The 18325-nt window shown below is 40.6% G+C and carries 18 protein-coding genes, 1 tRNA gene and 1 pseudogene; 1 reads left to right on the top strand and 19 read right to left on the bottom strand.

The window, feature by feature from the left end:
• Nucleotides 1-152: 152 nt before the first annotated feature.
• The 10 genes and pseudogenes from SMI_RS01725 to SMI_RS01680 form a co-directional block, all read right to left on the bottom strand.
• Nucleotides 153-401, bottom strand: a complete 249-nt coding sequence (locus tag SMI_RS01725) for a YneF family protein (protein WP_000364990.1) — start codon at nt 399-401, stop codon at nt 153-155.
• A 141-nt stretch (nt 402-542) separates the two neighbouring features.
• Nucleotides 543-692 (bottom strand): annotated as a pseudogene (locus SMI_RS01720) (alpha,alpha-phosphotrehalase); the annotation flags it as partial.
• 20 nt (nt 693-712) lie between these two features.
• Nucleotides 713-1516 (bottom strand): ABC transporter ATP-binding protein, encoded by an 804-nt coding sequence (locus SMI_RS01715; protein ID WP_000157662.1) that lies wholly within the window; start codon nt 1514-1516, stop codon nt 713-715.
• Between the two features lie 12 nt (nt 1517-1528).
• The gene (locus SMI_RS01710) at nt 1529-2422 is read right to left on the bottom strand and encodes an ABC transporter permease (RefSeq protein WP_001012080.1); all 894 of its coding nucleotides are present in this window, start codon (nt 2420-2422) and stop codon (nt 1529-1531) included.
• An 11-nt stretch (nt 2423-2433) separates the two neighbouring features.
• Nucleotides 2434-3411: an ABC transporter substrate-binding protein gene (locus tag SMI_RS01705; RefSeq protein WP_000869841.1), complete on the bottom strand. Its 978-nt coding sequence runs from the start codon at nt 3409-3411 to the stop codon at nt 2434-2436.
• 453 nt (nt 3412-3864) lie between these two features.
• The gene (locus SMI_RS01700; RefSeq protein WP_001291304.1) at nt 3865-4791 is read right to left on the bottom strand and encodes an ATP-binding cassette domain-containing protein; all 927 of its coding nucleotides are present in this window, start codon (nt 4789-4791) and stop codon (nt 3865-3867) included.
• Between the two features lie 10 nt (nt 4792-4801).
• Nucleotides 4802-5869 (bottom strand): ABC transporter ATP-binding protein, encoded by a 1068-nt coding sequence (locus SMI_RS01695; protein WP_000159549.1) that lies wholly within the window; start codon nt 5867-5869, stop codon nt 4802-4804.
• 8 nt (nt 5870-5877) lie between these two features.
• Nucleotides 5878-6804, bottom strand: a complete 927-nt coding sequence (gene oppC / locus SMI_RS01690) for an oligopeptide ABC transporter permease OppC (RefSeq protein WP_000103704.1) — start codon at nt 6802-6804, stop codon at nt 5878-5880.
• On the bottom strand, nt 6804-8300 hold the full coding sequence (locus tag SMI_RS01685; protein WP_000759913.1) for an ABC transporter permease: 1497 nt from the start codon (nt 8298-8300) through the stop codon (nt 6804-6806). Before SMI_RS01685 ends, oppC begins: the two co-directional genes overlap by 1 nt.
• Nucleotides 8301-8366: 66 nt before the next feature.
• Nucleotides 8367-10346: a peptide ABC transporter substrate-binding protein gene (locus tag SMI_RS01680; RefSeq protein WP_000749702.1), complete on the bottom strand. Its 1980-nt coding sequence runs from the start codon at nt 10344-10346 to the stop codon at nt 8367-8369.
• A 167-nt stretch (nt 10347-10513) separates the two neighbouring features.
• Between SMI_RS01680 and SMI_RS01675 the strand changes: the two genes are divergently transcribed.
• A tRNA-Cys gene (locus SMI_RS01675) sits at nt 10514-10584 on the top strand.
• A 298-nt stretch (nt 10585-10882) separates the two neighbouring features.
• On the opposite strand, the gene SMI_RS01670 is transcribed toward SMI_RS01675, so the two are convergent.
• From SMI_RS01670 to asnA, 9 genes are all read right to left on the bottom strand, one after another.
• Complete coding sequence (locus SMI_RS01670) at nt 10883-12214, bottom strand: hemolysin family protein (protein WP_000390035.1); 1332 nt, start codon at nt 12212-12214, stop codon at nt 10883-10885.
• A 261-nt stretch (nt 12215-12475) separates the two neighbouring features.
• On the bottom strand, nt 12476-13306 hold the full coding sequence (endA, locus tag SMI_RS01665; RefSeq protein WP_001036774.1) for a DNA-entry nuclease EndA: 831 nt from the start codon (nt 13304-13306) through the stop codon (nt 12476-12478).
• Between the two features lie 38 nt (nt 13307-13344).
• Nucleotides 13345-13533 (bottom strand): DNA-directed RNA polymerase subunit beta, encoded by a 189-nt coding sequence (locus SMI_RS01660; protein WP_164925506.1) that lies wholly within the window; start codon nt 13531-13533, stop codon nt 13345-13347.
• On the bottom strand, nt 13526-14809 hold the full coding sequence (gene murA, locus SMI_RS01655) for a UDP-N-acetylglucosamine 1-carboxyvinyltransferase (protein WP_000411895.1): 1284 nt from the start codon (nt 14807-14809) through the stop codon (nt 13526-13528). The genes SMI_RS01660 and murA overlap by 8 nt, the downstream gene beginning before the upstream one ends.
• Nucleotides 14810-14831: 22 nt before the next feature.
• Nucleotides 14832-15062, bottom strand: a complete 231-nt coding sequence (locus tag SMI_RS01650) for a DUF1146 family protein (RefSeq protein ID WP_000250385.1) — start codon at nt 15060-15062, stop codon at nt 14832-14834.
• 57 nt (nt 15063-15119) lie between these two features.
• A complete protein-coding gene (locus SMI_RS01645) occupies nt 15120-16157 on the bottom strand; it encodes a SepM family pheromone-processing serine protease (RefSeq protein WP_012972442.1) in 1038 nt (345 codons plus the stop codon).
• Nucleotides 16141-16629 carry a pantetheine-phosphate adenylyltransferase gene (gene coaD / locus SMI_RS01640; RefSeq protein ID WP_001280758.1) on the bottom strand — a complete coding sequence of 163 codons (489 nt, stop codon included), beginning with the start codon at nt 16627-16629 and terminating at the stop codon, nt 16141-16143. The genes SMI_RS01645 and coaD overlap by 17 nt, the downstream gene beginning before the upstream one ends.
• The gene (gene rsmD, locus SMI_RS01635; RefSeq protein ID WP_000706956.1) at nt 16619-17158 is read right to left on the bottom strand and encodes a 16S rRNA (guanine(966)-N(2))-methyltransferase RsmD; all 540 of its coding nucleotides are present in this window, start codon (nt 17156-17158) and stop codon (nt 16619-16621) included. Before rsmD ends, coaD begins: the two co-directional genes overlap by 11 nt.
• Nucleotides 17159-17222: 64 nt before the next feature.
• Nucleotides 17223-18215, bottom strand: coding sequence for an aspartate--ammonia ligase (gene asnA / locus SMI_RS01630; RefSeq protein WP_000747996.1), 993 nt, complete (start codon nt 18213-18215; stop codon nt 17223-17225).
• Nucleotides 18216-18325: the final 110 nt, after the last annotated feature.

Here is an 18325-nt window from a genome sequence, read left to right as displayed (position 1 = left end):
TTCCTTATGAACTGAATAATGACAGCCTAATCAACAACTATCTCTCTTAATCATAATCAAATATCAATAGAATGCAAGGAAAAAGTCTCATCCCTAAACCCTTAGCCAACATAGTGAGAAGTCTGGAACTTTCATCCCAGACTTTTCCTTATTTATTTTTTCTTTTTATTGTTAGCAAGGGCTGCCTTTTGTTGGCGGATGATTTGGTGGTAAACTTGTTGTACCTTTGCTTCGCTTGGTTTTTGACCATTTGCACTCAAAAGAGTACGAACTGCTTCAGCATTCAAACGTGGGTTGTCAGCGAATTCTTTTTCAATTTGCTTACGAACCAAGTACATTCCTCCAAGAGCTCCTCCTAGAAAAGCTAGCACAATCAATACAATTGCTAAAAGTAAATCCATCATTTTTCTCCTGTTTCTTTTTGGGTCTCTTTCATTATACCACAAACTAGCCACCCTGACCAGTTTGTTTTACGCTTTCAGGGAGGGAATAGACAGCAAAAAGAACCCTGCTTTTCTGCAAAAGAGGGCTCCTTACTGAGTTTAATTTACATAGATAGCCAAAGTTTGATAGGGTTTGAGTAGAATTTTTTCAGACACTTCTGCATCTTCATAATTGGAAATCAAAATTTGTCCTTTTTGGTAGGCTAGATGTAAGTCAATCTCCACTTCTGTAGCATAAAAATTATTGAGCCACATCTCAGCCTTTTTCTTTATCCCAAAACCAATTCATCACTGACTAGACTTTGGCCACTATTTTTCTGGAAGAGATGCATGAGGTCTTCAACTGTCAGATGCTTTTTCTCCTCTCCCTTGACATCCACCACTATCTTGCCTTGATAGAGCATAATGAGACGATTACCATACTCAATCGCATGGTTCATATCGTGGGTAATCATCAAAGTCGTCAACTGATGGTGTTCCACAATTTTTTGCGTCAAATTCATCACCATTTGACTCGTTTTCGGGTCAAGTGCCGCAGTATGTTCATCCAAAAGCAAAAGTTTGGGTTTCACCAGAGCTGCCATGACTAGGGTCAAGGCCTGTCTTTGCCCTCCTGAGAGATATTGAGTATCTACTTTTAAGCGGTTTTCAAGACCAATATTCAACTCCTTCAAGGCCTCTTGGAACTGGATTCTGTCCTTCTCCTTCACACCCCAGCCAAGCCCTCTCTTCTGCCCGCGTCTCAAGGCAATAGCCATATTCTCCTCAATCGTCAAACGAGAAGCCGTTCCCATCTTAGGATCTTGAAAAACACGGGCGATATCCTTGGCTCTCTTTCTGACACTCAGATTTTTAATGGATTTGCCTGCCAATAAAAGGTCCCCTTCGTCCACCGATAGATTACCAGCCAAGATATTCATCAAAGTGGATTTCCCTGCTCCATTTCCACCAATCACAGAGATAAAATCTCCCTCTTCAACCTCTAAATCTAATCCTTTGAGGACATGGTTCTCATTGACCGTCCCTGCTTCAAATGTTTTGTGAATATTTTCAAGCGTTAATAAACTTGCCATAACTTTCTCCTCCTATTCATTTCTCAATTTCAGACCACGAATCTTTAATCTCTTTTGCAATTCTGGTGCAAATAAAACTAAGGCGAGCAAGATTGCATTAAAGAGACGAACTAAGTTTTGATCTAGATTTGGAATTTCATAGATATTTAAAATAATCAAACGGTAAACAATAGCACCGATTCCGATGGATAACAAGCGGCCTCCAATGGTCAAATCGTGTATCAAGACTTCCGCAATAATCACTGCACTCAAACCAACAACGATGGTTCCTGTCCCAGAAGTCACATCTGAAAATCCATCATTTTGGGCAAACAAGGAACCACATAAGGCAATCAAGCCGTTTGAAATCATGTAACCAACAATCTTCATGGTGTCTACATTGACCCCATTTGCCTCACTCATCGGAATATTGTCCCCAGTCGAACGCAAGACCAAGCCAATCTCCGTTTTCATCAAAAGAGTCAAGACTAGACAAACAAGTAATAGACAGGCCAAACTAAATGAGAAAACAGCTTCTTCATTTGTCAGTCCCAAGCTAGCCAACTGTTTAAAGACGGTTACAGAATCTCCCAAGGAAAGATTAGGCACGCTTCCCATGATTTTAATATTGATGGAATAAAGCCCTGTCAAGGTCACAATCCCTGTCAAGAGAGCTGGAATTTTCATCTTGGTGTGAAGCATTCCTGATACAAGACCTGCTACCATACCTGCCAGCAAAGCAAGTAAGGTCGCAAGCCAAGGATTTGCCCCTGCCTGTATCTGAGATACGACGACAGCCGCCCCCAGAGGAAAGGCTCCCTCAGCAGTCATATCCGCAATATCCAAAATACGGAAAGTCAAGTAGACTCCAATCGCCATAATCGACCACAACAAACCTTCTGATAAACTAGATAGCACAAAATTCATCTTAAACCTCCTTATTCCTTGCCTTCTAACTTACTGATATCAATTCCTAGTGCATCTGCCATTTCTTGATTGGTATGCAATTCCAATTTTTCAGGCAACTCAACTGCTATATTTTCTGGCTTTTCACCTTTTAAAACACGAATCAGCATTCGTGCTGTCTGTCTTCCCAATTCTTCATAATTGGTTCCGTAGTTATACAAGCCACCAACCGCAACCATTTCTGTTGAACCACCAAATACTGGTACCTTATGTTTAATAGAAACCTGCTTGACTGTTTCCATGGTTGACGAAATGATATTATCAGTTGGTACAAAAACCATATCCACCTCTGTCATCAAGCTCTCTGCAGCAGCCTTGACGTTATTACTGTCCAAGATTGTTTTTTCAACAACGGTAAAGCCTTTTTCTTCCAGAAGGCGCTTAGCTTCATCCTTTTGGACAACTGAGTTTGGCTCGCTCTGGGTATAGAGAATTCCAATCGTTTTAGCTTTTGGCAACACTTTCTTTATCAAATTGATTTGGGTTGAAATGGCATCTGATGACTGATCGCTTGTCCCAGTTACATTACCCCCAGGATGTTCTCTTGACTCAACTAGCTTGGCACTGACAGGATCTGTTACCGCTGAAAAGATAACCGGTGTCGTTTGTGTTGTATTGGCCAAGCTCTGAGCAGAAGGCGTTGCGATAGCTAGAACGACATCACTAGATTCTGCTAGTTGCTGGGAAATGGTTTTTAGATTTCTTTGCTCCCCCTGTGCATTTTGCAAATCAATCTCAATATTTTTCCCCTCAACATAGCCTTGTTTAGCCAGCTCATCCACAAATCCTTCTCTAGTAGCGTCTAAGGACTGATGGGTAATAAATTGCGAAATACCAATGCGAAACACATCTTTTTTCTTATCTGCCTTCAACTGATGCAAACTGATCAGAGAGGTCAAGAGAATCCCCACTACCAAGAGGGGGGCTAGTAATTTTCGAACAACTTTCATAATGAAACTCCTTCTCAGAAAAGATAAAACAAAAAACCGCCTAGATACTATCTAAACGGATGCTTGAAATAATCTAACAAGTTACAACTTAGCTAGTCCATTTAGATATTCATCTATATGGACCACAATCAAAAATCTTAGCCACATAGATACAAACAAATTGCTTGAACTGTTTGCATCCATGGTGACATGTCTACAAACACTATCTAAAGTAGCTAAAGTAAAAGTTTTGATTCATAGTTACAGCTTGTCTCTTATTCATTTCTTTTTCTGCTTTCTTTTTTGATGTTTCCTATCTTACCACCTTTTTCATCACCTGTCAAGAATATTTCAGAATTTTTTAAAATTTTTCGAAAATTCTTTCAGGACGCTTTCAAAGCATTTTCAAATAAGGCCAACAAAAAAAGGTTTATAATTTCCACAAAAGTTGATATGGAAATTATAAAACCATTATTAGTTTAATCCTTTTTGGTAACGCGTCAATTCGGCTTGGTTAGCCCAAACATAGTGACCTGGACGGATTTCTACCATGGATGGCTTATCAGTCTCATAGTCGTGTTGACTTGGGTCGTAAACCTTCAAGACTTTCTTGCGTTCCAAGATTGGGTCTGGAATTGGTACCGCTGAAAGCAAGGCTTGAGTATATGGATGAATTGGATTGTTAAACAATTCTTCTGTTTCTGCAACTTCTACAATAACACCCTTATAAATAACTGCGATACGATCTGAAATAAAGCGAACGACAGACAAATCATGGGCGATAAAGAGATAGGTCAAACCAAGTTCTTTTTGGAATTTTTTGAGTAAGTTCAAGACTTGGGCACGAACAGAAACGTCCAAGGCTGAAATGGGCTCATCCGCAATAACAAAGTCTGGTTGCATGACCAAGGCACGGGCAATACCGATACGTTGACGTTGACCACCTGAGAATTCATGAGGGTAACGAGTCAAGTGCTCAGCAAGAAGACCTACTTCACGGATAATATTTTGAACTTTCTCTTTACGTTCTTCTTCATCCTTGAACAGATGATGATTGTAAAGACCTTCAGAAATAATATAATCAACAGTCGCACGTTCATTCAAACTTGCGGCAGGGTCTTGAAAAATCATCTGGATACGACGAATCAATTCTGCAGCTTGTTCACGCGATTTCTTACCATTAATCTTTTGACCTTCAAAAATGATATCTCCATTACTTGTATCATTGAGACCGATTATCGCACGACCAATAGTTGTTTTCCCACTACCTGACTCACCTACAAGCGAGAACGTTTCTCCCTTGTTGATAAAGAAGTTAGCATTTTTAACTGCGACAAACTTCTTACTTCCTTCACCAAAGGAAATTTCTAAATCTTTGATTTCTACTAATTTTTCAGACATTTCCTTCCTCCTAGTCTGCCAGATGGGCAAATCCCATTTTATCACGGATCTTATCATGGAGATTTGCAATCACAGCTGGTTTTTCTACTTTTGGAGCATCCTCATGAAGAAGCCAAGTTTTAGCCCAATGTGTCTCTGATACTGAGAATTGAGGAGCTTTTTGTTCAAAGTCAATTTGCATTGCATAGTCTGAACGCAAGGCAAAGGCATCCCCTTTCAGGTCAGTATAAAGTGACGGAGGTGTTCCTGGGATTGAGTAAAGATCCCCTTTATCATCAGCAAGCTGAGGCAAGCTAGACAAGAGACTCCATGTATATGGATGGCGAGGGTCATAGAAGACTTCCTCAACAGTTCCATACTCAACGATTTCTCCTGCATACATAACCGCTACCTTATCCGCAATACTTGCCACCACACCAAGGTCGTGAGTGATAAAGATTGTTGTGAAATGGTACTCGTTTTGTAAAGATTTCAGCAAATCAATAATCTGTGCTTGGATAGTCACATCCAAGGCAGTCGTTGGCTCATCACAGATCAAGACATCAGGTCGGCAAGCAAGGGCAATGGCAATAACGATACGTTGACGCATTCCTCCAGAATATTGGAATGGGTATTCATCAAAACGTCTATCTGCGTCTGGAATCCCAACCTTATTCATGTAGTCAATGGCCAATTCTTTTGCTTCTTTAGCTGTTTTTCCTTGGTGTTTTACAATAACTTCTGTAATTTGACTACCAATTGTTTTAATTGGGTCCAAACTAGTCATTGGATCTTGGAAGATAGTCGCAATCTTAGCACCCCGAATTTGTTCCCAATCCTTGTGAGAAGATAGAGCTGTCAAATCCTGACCACGGTAGTCAATGCTACCTTGGGCAATACGACCATTTTCTTCGAGCATACCTGTGAAGGTCTTTGTCAAAACAGATTTACCTGATCCTGACTCACCTACCAAGGCCAATACTTCACCTTCAACTAGTTCAAGGGAAACGCCGCGAATGGCTGTCAATACTTTGTCACGAACGTCAAATTCCACGACAATATCGCGAGCAGTCAAAATTACATTTTTTTCTTTTGTCATTTCTACTCCTATCTATGTGTACGTGGATCACTAGCATCCGCTAAGTTTTGACCAACTACGAAAAGGGATAAGGATACCAAGACAAGAGTTGTCAATGGAATCCAGAACAAGTAAGCATTGGTTGTTACGTTTTGTGAATAATCTGAAATCAAACGACCCAAACTTGGCACTGTGATTGGTAATCCAAGACCGAAGAATGACAAGAAGGCTTCGTATGAGATAAAGCTTGGAAGCATTTGTGTCATGGTTGTCACAATAACAGATACCAATTGAGGCATGATATTTTTGGCAACAATCTTCAAGGTTGGAGTTCCCAAAGTACGTGACGCCAAGTTGTATTCCAAGTCACGATAACGCAAGATTTGCACACGGATCATGAAGGCAATCCCAATCCATGTCGTTACACTCATAGCAAAAATCAGATTCCAGAATCCAGCTCCGATTGAGTAAGTCAAGACAATGACAATCAAGAGAGATGGGATATTTGAGATGACGTTATAAACTTCCATCATGACACGGTCAACTGATTTTGAAATTCCCCAAATACCACCGACAAAAACACCGATAACCAAGTTAATCACTGTCGCAATCACAGAAATGAGGATAGAGTTACGAGCTCCGAACCAGACACCGTCAAAGAGAGATTTACCATTACTGTCTGTACCGAACCAATGCTCAGCATTTGGCTTGATATAACGAGCACTAAAGTCGTTTACCTTGCTGACATCATTGAAATCAAACTTAGAAAACATTGGGTAGATGAAACTCATCAAAATGATGGCTACCAAGATTCCCAACATGACTACAGTTGATTTTTTCTTCATAAATTGTCTAAACACTGACTTCCAGTAAGAATATGCTGGCGCATCAATGACTTCAGAGGCAAAATCGTCACGTTTTACGAACTGAAATTTTTCTTTATCGATTGTAGACATTATTTGCCTCCTTTCTCAGTCAATTTAATACGTGGATCAATAATGGTCATCCAAATATCTCCCAAAAGAAGTGAGAAGATAGAAATACATGTAAAGATGAAGACAAGACCAACGACCATAGAGTTATTAGATGCTTTTACAGAGTCAATCAACATTTTACCCATACCTGGGAAAGCGAAGACTGTTTCAGTAAGGGTTGCACCACCGATAACCCCCATAACAGCACCAGGAATTCCTGAAACCAGCGGAACCATGGCATTTTTAAAGATATGTTTGTTTGAAATTTCTTTTTCAGACAAACCTTTTGCACGAGCAAAACGAACAAAATCCTGTGACTGTAAGTCAATCATGTAACGACGAATCCAAATAGCTGTACCAGGAGCACCCAACAAACCAAGGATAACTGCTGGTAAAACATACGAACGCCAATCTCCAGCACCCAAGATAGGGAATGAATCTGGCAAGCCGATTGAAGAACCAGCCAAACGAACGATATAAACCAAGGCAATTGTTGGAAGAGCCATCAAGAAGGTCAAAGCCCCTGTTGAGAAACTATCAATCCATGTGTTCTTGAAGCGAGCCATAGCTGAACCAAGTGGCACGGCAATCGCATAAGAAATCACCAAACCAATCAATCCAACGACTGCAGAGCTGGTAATCATAGAAGGATATTGGTAGTTACTTTCTGTAGCTGTATAAGGATCATCTTTTCCGTAGTTGGCTACTTCACGAGAATCAGCCTGACTAGGTGATTTATAGGTTCTTGAGTAAATATTTACAGAAGAAGTTTTCTTACCTGTTGGGAACTGAACTTGGGCAGTTTTGGTTTGTCCTTGACCTTGAGTAATAACCTGAAGAACTGGTGTATTAGCATAGGTTGGATAAGAGTCACCTAAATTGATATTCACAAAGTTTTGATGCACAAATGGGAACTGACCGTTGAAGTACAAGAGATATTTATGTTTAGTTCCTGAACCAACCAATGACCATCCGATCGCTGGATCATTTTCAAAACGAAGGTAACGTTTCAAGTCTGGATTTTCAGGGTCTTGAATTTTATTAGTATGGTCAATGTCAATCAAGTTAGCATAGAAGTGAAAAACACGTTCAAAAATTGGGATTTCACGAGTAGCGTAGAATTGGCCACTTTCAGTAAATTCTCCCAGGGTCCAACCATGACCGATTTGTTTGATGTATTTTTCATAGATGGCCTTGTTGGTATCATTGGCTTCAACGGTTACAGAAGCATCCATCTGGCTAGCTTTTTCTTGCAACTCTTTGGTATCGTAGTACTCGATATAGCCCATACGCTCATAGACAGTATTCTCATAGTTATCACGTTTATCAGCAGTTGTCGCAATCTTGTTATAGTTGGTATCCTGTTTGAAAATCAATTTTCGAGGAACCATTGTATAGATAATCGTGTAAGTCAAGGTTGTTACTAAGAAGATAGAAACCAATGACCGCAAGACACGCATAAAAATATATTTCTTCATATCGTTTCCTTTTTAAATCCCAAAAGAACCTTCTCCTCATGGAGAGAAAGTTCCCTTGAGAGTTATTTATTTAACGTGTTTAGTCAATTCTTTTTGAACTTTTTCGTTTGATTCTTTTTTCTCTTTGAGCCATTTCTCACGAGCTTGTTCATAATCAGCCTTTGTTACAACTTTGTCTTGTAACTGAATATATTTGAAGTAGAGATTTGAACCTTTGTCTCCAGATTGGCTATAAGAAGCTGAGAATGGTACAACACGAGAAATGAATGGTGCAGCACCACTAGAAGACATAGCTGGTAAGAAGAGTGAACTGTCTGTCAACCAAGCTTGAGCAGCAGCATATTTTTCATAACGTTTGTTAAGATCACTTGTTTCTTTTCCAGCTTCATCAAGCAATTTATCGTAATCTTTCACACCAACTTTAGCTGCAGCTGCATTTGATGGGTCATCATACCCCATATAAGTTTTCGTTTGCTCACTATTAGTTGATTTAAGGATATCAAGGTAAGTTGATGGATCTTCATAGTCAGGATTCCATCCAACCGCACCTGAAAGATCCCAATCCTCAGCTGCCGCATTAGCAGCATAATAAGTCGCATTAAAGAATTCATCTTTAGAAATTTGTTGAATATCGATGACAACATTTTCTTCGCCTAAAACTTTTTCAACTGATTGTTTGAACGACTGAATCCGTGCGACAAAGTTTTTAGAGGTTTGGTCTACTGGAACATCCAAGTGGATAGGGAATTTCACACCTTCTGCTTCCAGAGCAGTTTTAGCTTTAGCAAATTCTGCTTTAGCTTTGTCAGCGTTAAAGAGACCGTCTTGACCATCAGCAAAGTTTACATCTTTCCACTCATCTCCATAAGTCTTAACTTTTTCAGCAACCAAGTCACCGAAAGTTTTTTCGCCTGCAGTCACAAAGTCTGGTTTCACAAATAAATTACGAACTGCGAGAGGAGCACCTTCTTTACCGTTAACTTGAGCAGAATAACCTGTACGGTCAAAGGCAAAGTTCAAGGCTTGGCGGAAGTCTTTGTTAAGAAGAGCTTTCTTAGTAGATGTTTTCTCTTCATCTGTCGTTTTAGATGTATATTTGTAATTTTGTCGATCGATATTTACACCTAAACCTCCAATACCAGCTCCTGATGGAGTGTAGAAAATATTATCCTTGTATGACTCCTCTACCTTTGAGAAGTTTGAACTTGTTGGGTAAAGACGAGCAAAACTATAAGCTCCACTTGTAAAGTTACGCTCAAGTGATTCTTGGTCCGAACCATCAAAATATGCAAGTGTTGCTGTATCTAAATGAACATTCTCTTTATCCCAGTACTGCTCGTTCTTAGCAAATTCGATAGAAGATTTAGCAGTCAAACCTTTGAGCAAGAAAGGTCCATTATATAGCAATGATGTAGGATCTGTCGCTTTAGCAAAATCAGAGCCTTTTGATTTTTCAAATTCTTCGTTTAATGGCCAGAAAATTGAATAAACCATCTTAGAGTTCCAGTAAGGTTCTGGTTGGTTCAAAGTATACTCAAGAGTATAGTCATCAACCGCTTTAACACCTACTGTAGAGAAATCTTTTGAATTCCCAGCCAAATAATCAGATAAACCTTTAACAGAAGTTTCAGCTAGATATAGAGCTTCTGATTTCTTATCTGCAGCATGTTTCAATCCATTCACGAAGTCTTTAGCAGTCACTTCGGCATATTCTTCACCATCGGATGTCATCCATTTGACACCTTTACGAATTTTGTAGGTATATGTCAATCCGTCCTTTGATACAGACCAGTCTTCTGCAACCGCAGGAGTCAAATTCCCATATTTGTCATTTGTGAAGAGGCCATCGATCCCGTTTGAAGTAGCCACTTTCGTACTCTCTTTTCCAGAGATAAGATAGTCCAATGTTTCTGGATCAGCTGAATAGACATAGCCATAGGTCTTTGGAGCTGTCGAATCCGATGATTTTGAATTCCCACAAGCCACTAACAAACCCGTCGCAAACAAAGCAACTCCTGCTGCAATAAATACTCTACTTTTTTTCATTTCTTTACTCCTCTTAATAAAGTATAAGCTATCATCAATTATATCATAGATTTTGAGAAAAGTAAACGAATTTTCAGAATATTTAGGCTTATTCATACAAAAAAATCTGAAAAGCTGAAAAAACTATTGACTGAAAATGATTTTCAAGGTATAATAATAAACGTTAAGGCGGTATAGCCAAGTGGTAAGGCACGGCTCTGCAAAAGCTTGATCGTCGGTTCAAATCCGTCTACCGCCTTCTATAACTTGATTTGTCAGGTTCCATTTAAACAGAAAGCCCAGTTTAAAGGGCTTTTTTCTTTTTTTCTGATAAATACATATAACTGACAAAAATTTTTGGAGCGAATTTGGGGCAGACTTCTTTTTAGGAGACAATCTTTTGATACTCAATGAAAATCAAAGAGCAAACTAGGAAACTAGCTGCAGGCTGTACTTGCGTACAGCAAGGCGAAGTTGACGCGGTTTGAATTTGATTTTCGAAGAGTATGAAATCAACTGAAAAAGCTTCGTCACGCCTGGTGACAAAAGCCTCTAGTTTACTCTGTTTCTTCTTCTATTTCAACTTCGGTAATTTGGACTTTTACCTTAGTAACACGTCCATTTTTTACCTTATCATTGGTTAGGATAAGCTGCTTGTTTTGGCTGACTAATTCATAACTGAGTTTCTCAGTCGTTGGAATGGTCCCAACTCCTGTCAAATAGTAACCAGCGATGGTATCAACGTCATCACTTTCCAGTTCAACATCAAAGTAGTCATTAAAATCATTGAGATTCATGGTACCTTGAACAATATAAGTATCTTCTCCAATTTTATGAACTTCGATTTCAGTCTTATCTGTTTCGTCATCGATTTCGCCAACGATTTCCTCTAAGAGGTCTTCAAGTGTCACCAAACCAGCCATCCCACCGTATTCATCCAGTAAGATTGCCATTTGTCTTTGGGTATTGCGCAGTTCTTTTAACAAGTCATCCACAAAAATAGTTTCAGGAACAAAAAGTGGATCTTGTAAGATTTTCTTCCAAACAATATTGTCAAAACCGTCCACAAATCCCGCATTAAGGAGACTCTTAGTGTGAATAATCCCAATCACGTTATCCTTGTCCCCATCATAGACAGGGATACGAGAATAATTTTGTTTTAAAATACTTTGAATAATGGTTTGACTATCATCCTGAATATCCACCATAAAGGCATCTGTCCGAGGAACCATGACTTCTCTGGCCATCAGTTCATCTAGAGAAAAAATCCCTTGTAACATCTCAATTTCCTCAGCATCTAGTGTTTCTTCACTATTGGTCAACATGTACTCAATTTCATCACGGGTCATTTTTTCGTCAGCATCGTCAAAGGTCATAGGAGTCAAGTTACTCAAGAGATTGGTAGACGCAGATAAGAGCCAAACAAAGGGACTAACTAGTTTCCCCAGCCCAATGATAACTGGCGCTGTACGAATCGCCAAGGCATCCTTTAGATTAAGAGCGATTCTCTTAGGATACAATTCCCCAAAAACGATGGAAATATAAGTCAAAAATGCTAAAGATAGAAAACTTGCAACGGCATAAGATGTTTCACCATTTCCAAGCCAAGATGCAATTTCTCGTCCCAGAGTTTCTGCCAAACTCGCCCCAGATAAGATCGTAATCAGGGTAATCCCTACTTGAATGGTTGATAAAAAGTGGTTAGGATTTTCTAGTACCTTGAGCAGACGGATATAGCGTCTATCTCCTTCTTCTGCCTTTTGTTCAACCCGCGCACGGTTAAGAGAAACCATGGCCATTTCTGTGGCTGAGAAAAAGGCATTTAACACCGTCAAGATAAACAATAAAACAAATTGTAGCAACAAATTCTGACTACTTGGGTCTTCCATAGTTCTTCTCCTAAAATAGTATCTTGTCACTTATTATATCACAAAAATTAGCTCAGTACATATTATTTTTCTCAGTGTCTATTCTAGTTCTACTTAAATTGTCCCCAAAAAAACTCCTACATCCACAAGTGTCATAGGAGTTTATCTTATCTTTTACTGATACTCTTCGAAAATCTCTTCAAACCACGTCAGCTTCATCTGCAACCTCAAAGCTGTGCTTTGAGCAACCTGCGGCTAGCTTCCTAGTTTGTACTTTGATTTTCATTGAGTATGAGTTACAGTTACTTCTCCAGTTCGGTAATCCAGTTGAAGTCCCTTTTGAACATTGGGAACTAGAACATTAAATTCCAATTCTCCATCTGAAGACTTGGCTTCAATCTGTGAAGCTGAAGGAACTAAATCCTCATTCGAAGCGTAGTAAAGGGTTACACGGTAACGGACACGCTTGTTTTTATCCAAGGCCTTACGTACCATGCTTTCATAGTAGTTTTGACCAGTCGAATCCTCGGCTTGTGCCTGATTTGCCCAGGCTGTTTGAACAGCAATGTTTTTAGGATTGCTTGTCGAGGCATCAAAACCATCCAAGCCACCGATTAAGGCATAGCCTAACAAGTGACCTCTATCGACCGCATGGGTATAAGTACCCTTTAGATTCTTAACCTGATGCCAGCCTGGAGGAGTCCATGAAGTCGAACCATTCCCCGTTTCTTCACGATTCTTGTACTGGCGAGTTGCCTTAGACAAGAGAGCATTTGCTACAGTTGGCACGGTTTCCTTGCCCACTGTCTTTGTTTTATTATCAGCGTAGGGCTTACTTGAAACTTTGGCATCTAGGTTTGTTTTATTACCATTGACAATAAAAGCACCTGAGCCATTCCATTCAAGACTCCCTTTTATTTGGCCTTTGACTGCGTCTGTTAAGACACTTTCTGCCAATTCTTGACTAGGAGCTTCAGAAGCTTGTTTTTTCTGACTAACCTTAGTTTTAGGACTATTAGCTGTCGACTGCATCTGCTTGATATAGTAGCTCCCTGCAGATAAAAGCAATAACACTAGCAGTCCGATTAGTGTCTGTCTTGTTTTTTTGTTCATATTTCTCCTTATCTCTAGAAAAAGGCTGGTCTCCCAGCCTAATTTCCTGTAAATTTATGAATCAATTCCTGCCATTTTGCTGGAGACAGGATAGCCCATGGATCTTGACCCTTGCCCAAGATTCCATAACCGACCATTAAACCGATTCCTAGGGCTAAAGCACCTAAAACCAGTACCAGAATGACTAAAAGCAAACGCTTAGCTACGTAGCCTGATTTCTTATTCATCTTCATCACTTGCCTCAATCCGCTGAATCTTAGCACCCAGCTGCGCTAACTTCTCATGGAAACGGTAGTAGCCTCTATCCAAGTGAACCAATTTACCAACCACAGTTTCTCCTTGTGCTACCAAACCTGTCAAAATCAAGGCTGCACTGGCACGAAGGTCAGTTGAAAGAACTTCTGCTCCCTGCAAAGGCTGTCCACCAACAATACGAGCTGTGTCACGGATAATCTCAGAATGCAAGCCCATGCGACGCATTTCTTCTAGATGTTGAAAACGATTCTCAAAAACTGTCTCCACCATAGTTGATTCGCCTTTTGCGACGGTCATCAAGGCTGTAAATTGAGCCTGCATATCTGTTGGAAATCCTGGGTGAGGCAAGGTTTTCACATGGACAGCTTTTAGATTTTCTAGTTGAGAGCGAACGCGAATTCCTTCCGTCTCCTCCGTCACTTCCACTCCCATTTCAAGCAATTTGGCAATCAAGGGACGGTTGTGCTCCCAAACAGCGTCTTTAATCAAGACATCACCACCAGTCATGGCAGCAGCCACCATAAAGGTTCCAGCTTCGATACGGTCTTGGACCACATTGTGAGTCGTACCATGAAGTTTCTCCACACCAGTAATGGTAATGGTCTCTGTACCAGCCCCTTTGACCTTGGCTCCCATCTCATTTAGGAGAATAGCCAGGTCGACAATCTCAGGCTCACGCGCAGCATTCTCAATCACTGTCACACCATCAGCCAGCGTCGCTGCCATCATCAAGTTCTGAGTAGCACCAACACTTGGGAAATCCATATAGATATGAGCTCCATGTAAGCGATCAGCCTTGGCTTCGATGTAACCAGCTGTCTGGCTAATCTTAACCCCCATAGCTTCTAGACCTTTCAAATGAAGATCAATAGGACGGCTACCAATCGTACAACCACCTGGCATGGATACCTTAGCATGACCTACACGGGCAAGAATTGGCCCCAAGACAACGATAGATGCACGCATCTTGCTGACATACTTGTAAGGAGCTTCCTCAGTGATATCGCCAGTCGCGTCCACCTCAACAAGATGAGCTTCTTCATTAAAATCCACCTTGGCATTTAAACCACGAACCACCTGATTCATAGTGAAAACATCTGACAAGATAGGAACATTCTGCAAGACGGTCTTTCCTTCACTTGCTAGAATAGTCGCTGCCAACAAAGGCAAGACTGCATTCTTTGCTCCTTCAATCGTAACACTTCCTACCAGACAATTATCGCCACCTTGAACCACAATTTTTTCCATACTATTTCCTTTACATTTGATTTTATAATAATCCTCTAAGCGCTTCTTGCCACAACTGATATAGGCTGATAAAGAAAGAACTCATGATGTAGCCCATTACAATACTGAAAAAGGCTACTAGTAAACGAATTTTTCCTGTATTCTCAGCTGTCACTTTTAAAATCTTTTCCCATCTAACAAGATTCTTTAAAAGGGAAAAACTCACATAAATAAAGAGCATGTGACTGCTTAGAGTGAATAATAATTGAACCATTTGACTATTATACCATCTTCTCTGTTTGTACGCTAGTTTGGAAACTTCCCTCAAAAACTAGGGATTGTTTTTCAAGTAATCAATTGCATCTTGTAGGGTTTTAACTGGAACGATTTTCATATCTGTCTTGATTGTTTTAGCTGCTTCTAAGGCTGTCTGGTAGTTGTTTTTCGCATCAGGATGCGCTTTTTGTTCTTCTTCGCTAACAGGGTTATCTGGGGCAAAGAAAATCGCAGCACCTTCTCTAGCCGAAGCTACAACTTTCTTATCAATACCTCCAATGTCCCCCACATTCCCATCGCGGTCAATGGTACCTGTACCGGCAACAATACGGCCATTACGAAGGCCAGGGTCAGCTATTTGAGTATAGATAGCCAGACTAAACATGAGGCCAGCACTTGGTCCGCCGATACCAGCTGTTGAAAAGCGAATTGGGACATCACTGGTCACTTCCGTACGGTCAATCAAGCCGATTCCAATCCCATTTTTGCCATTTTCCAAGGTGATAATCTTACCTTCTGCAGACTTGGTTTGCCCATCCTCTTCATAGGTGACCTTGACGGAGTCCCCTAGTTTTTGAGAATTGACGTAATCAATCAAATCTTTGGAACTATCAAAGGTCTGATCATTGACTGCGGTGACCGTATCAGAGATATTGAGAATCCCTTTAAAGGTCGAATTATCCGTCACAGTCAAAACATAAACCCCAAGGTATTTAAGTTCAATATCCTTACCAGCTGTTTTTAGTCCTTGATATTTGGCCATATTTTGCGATGTTTGCATGTAGAATTGATTGATCCGCATAAATTCAACATCGGAAGTTCCGCCTGTAGTCTCCTGAGCACTGCGAATATCTGTAAAAGGCGTCAACCACGCATAAATCATATGGGCTAAAGTAGCATGCTGGACACCAACCGTAACGAATTGATAGGCCCCAGCTTCCTTATCTTCTGTGTCATTTACTTTAAGGACTTGGCGAATATCTTCCGAACCACCTGGAACTTCTATATAGTAGGGCAAGGGCACTACAAATGCCAAGAAAGTCACAATTAAGGCCGCAATGACATATAAGGGCCATCTAGTCTTTTTTTTCATTTCTTATTTCCTCCAAAATACTCTCGGGAACATAGCAAGCAATATCCTGACCAAACTTCAAAAGTTCTCTGACACCAGATGAACTGATATAGAGATGTTCAGATCGGCTATGTAAGTAAATGGTCTCTATATTAGGAGACAGCTGATGGTTGTAGTAATCAAAACTGGCTTCATATTGCAAATCCGCCGCATTTCTCAAGCCTCGCACTAGGCAAGTAGCCCCCAGTCTTTTTGCGACATCAACTACCAATTCATCATGAGAAGACACGACTTTAACATTTTCCAAATGTTTCACAGCCTTTTCTAGCCCCCGTTTACGATTTTCAAGAGGGAGAAATCCTTGTTTATGGGGATTAAAAAAAATACCTACATAGAGCTTGTCAAAGAGTTTGCTCGCCCGTTCAATCATATCCAGATGCCCATTTGTCATCGGATCAAACGAGCCTGTGAATAAGCCAATCTTATCTGACATAGACTGTCACCTTACTAATTCCATAAATTTTTTCCTTCCAGATGCCCAGACAGGCAATTTCTTCTGGAAGTTCCACGGCTTTATCCGTCTCACACACGACCATGACATCTTCAGAAAAAAGCTCTCTCTCAGCCATTTTTTCAATATCTGCTACGATTTGTTCCTTGGCATAAGGAGGGTCTAAGAAAATGAGGTCAAATTCCCCAGATAGCTGTTCCAACGCCCTTTCTGCATCCATCTTGAGGAGTTGAAATTTTCCAACTTCCTTGGTCATCTGAATATTTTCAGCCACGATGTTCTGAGCCTTACGGTCTCTCTCCACCAAAACAGCACTGGACATGCCACGCGATACTGCCTCGATAGATAAGCCACCACTACCTGCATACAGGTCCAAGACTCGTCCCCCTTCAAAATAGGGACCAATCATGTTAAAAATAGCTCCCCTAACCTTATCCGAAGTTGGTCTTGTCGTCTTACCTTCTAGTGTCTTGAGGGGACGTCCCCCATAGATTCCTGATACGATTTTCATACCGTTTATTATACCAAATTATAGGCAAAAAGAGAAAGAAAACCGAACCTTGCGGTTCGATTCTCTACAAAATATTTTCGTAAGCATCGCGAACTTCTTGAGGCCAAACACTTGTTTGCACTTCTCCGATATGTTTCTTGCGAAGTAAGAACATGGCCATACGAGATTGTCCAATTCCTCCACCGATTGTCAATGGGAATAGGCCATTCAATAGAGCCTTGTGCCATTCCAATTCTAAACGGTCCTCATCACCGGTGATTTCTACCTGACGGCGAAGGGTTTCTTCATCTACGCGAATCCCCATAGACGACAACTCAAAGGCTCCACCTAAAGACTCATTCCAAACAAGAATATCTCCATTCAGACCCTTGTAGCCATTTTCAGACTCACTTGTCCAGTCATCGTAGTCTGGTGCACGTCCATCGTGCGGTTTGCCGTCTGGCAACTCGCCACCGATACCAATTAAGAAGACAGCTCCAAATTCTTTACAGATCGCATTTTCACGCTCTTTTGGTGTCAGATCTGGGTAGCGTTCTACCAACTCTTCTGTGTGGATAAAGGTGATTTGTTTTGGCAAGATAGACTCGATGTCATAGCGGGCTTCTACTGCTAGCTCAGTCAGGCGAATAGCCTTATAAATCTTCTCAACGGTTTCTTTTAGGTAAGCAATGTTTCGTTGACCATTTGGAATGACCTTTTCCCAGTCCCACTGATCCACAAAGACAGAGTGGGTTGCATCCAGCGAGTCTTCGTCTGGACGAAGGGCCTTCATGTGGACGAAAAGACCTTCACCTTCACCGAAACCAAAACGAGCTAGGGTATGGCGTTTCCATTTAGCAAGCGAATGAACCACTTCATAGGTTTCATCAGGAATCTGCAAAACCTTGACAGATACTGGATTTTCCACACCAGATAGGTTGTCCTGCATCCCGTCACCGACCTTGCTCAAGATAGGACCTTGAACTTCGACGACTTCTAGCTTATCTTTCAAATACTGGGTAAAAGTGTTTTTGACAAAGGAAATTTCTTCTTGTTGATGAATAAAACTTTTCTTCATAGGCTACTCCTCAAAAATTTAATAAACGTATTATACACCTATTTTCAAGAAAAGAAAAGAGAAAATTTAAAAAAATCAGTGTTACTCAAAACACTGATTTCATAGACCTT

The organism is Streptococcus mitis B6, assembly GCF_000027165.1.
GTDB classification, from domain to species: Bacteria; Bacillota; Bacilli; order Lactobacillales; family Streptococcaceae; genus Streptococcus; species Streptococcus mitis_AR.
This window is presented reverse-complemented; position numbering and strand designations above follow the sequence as displayed.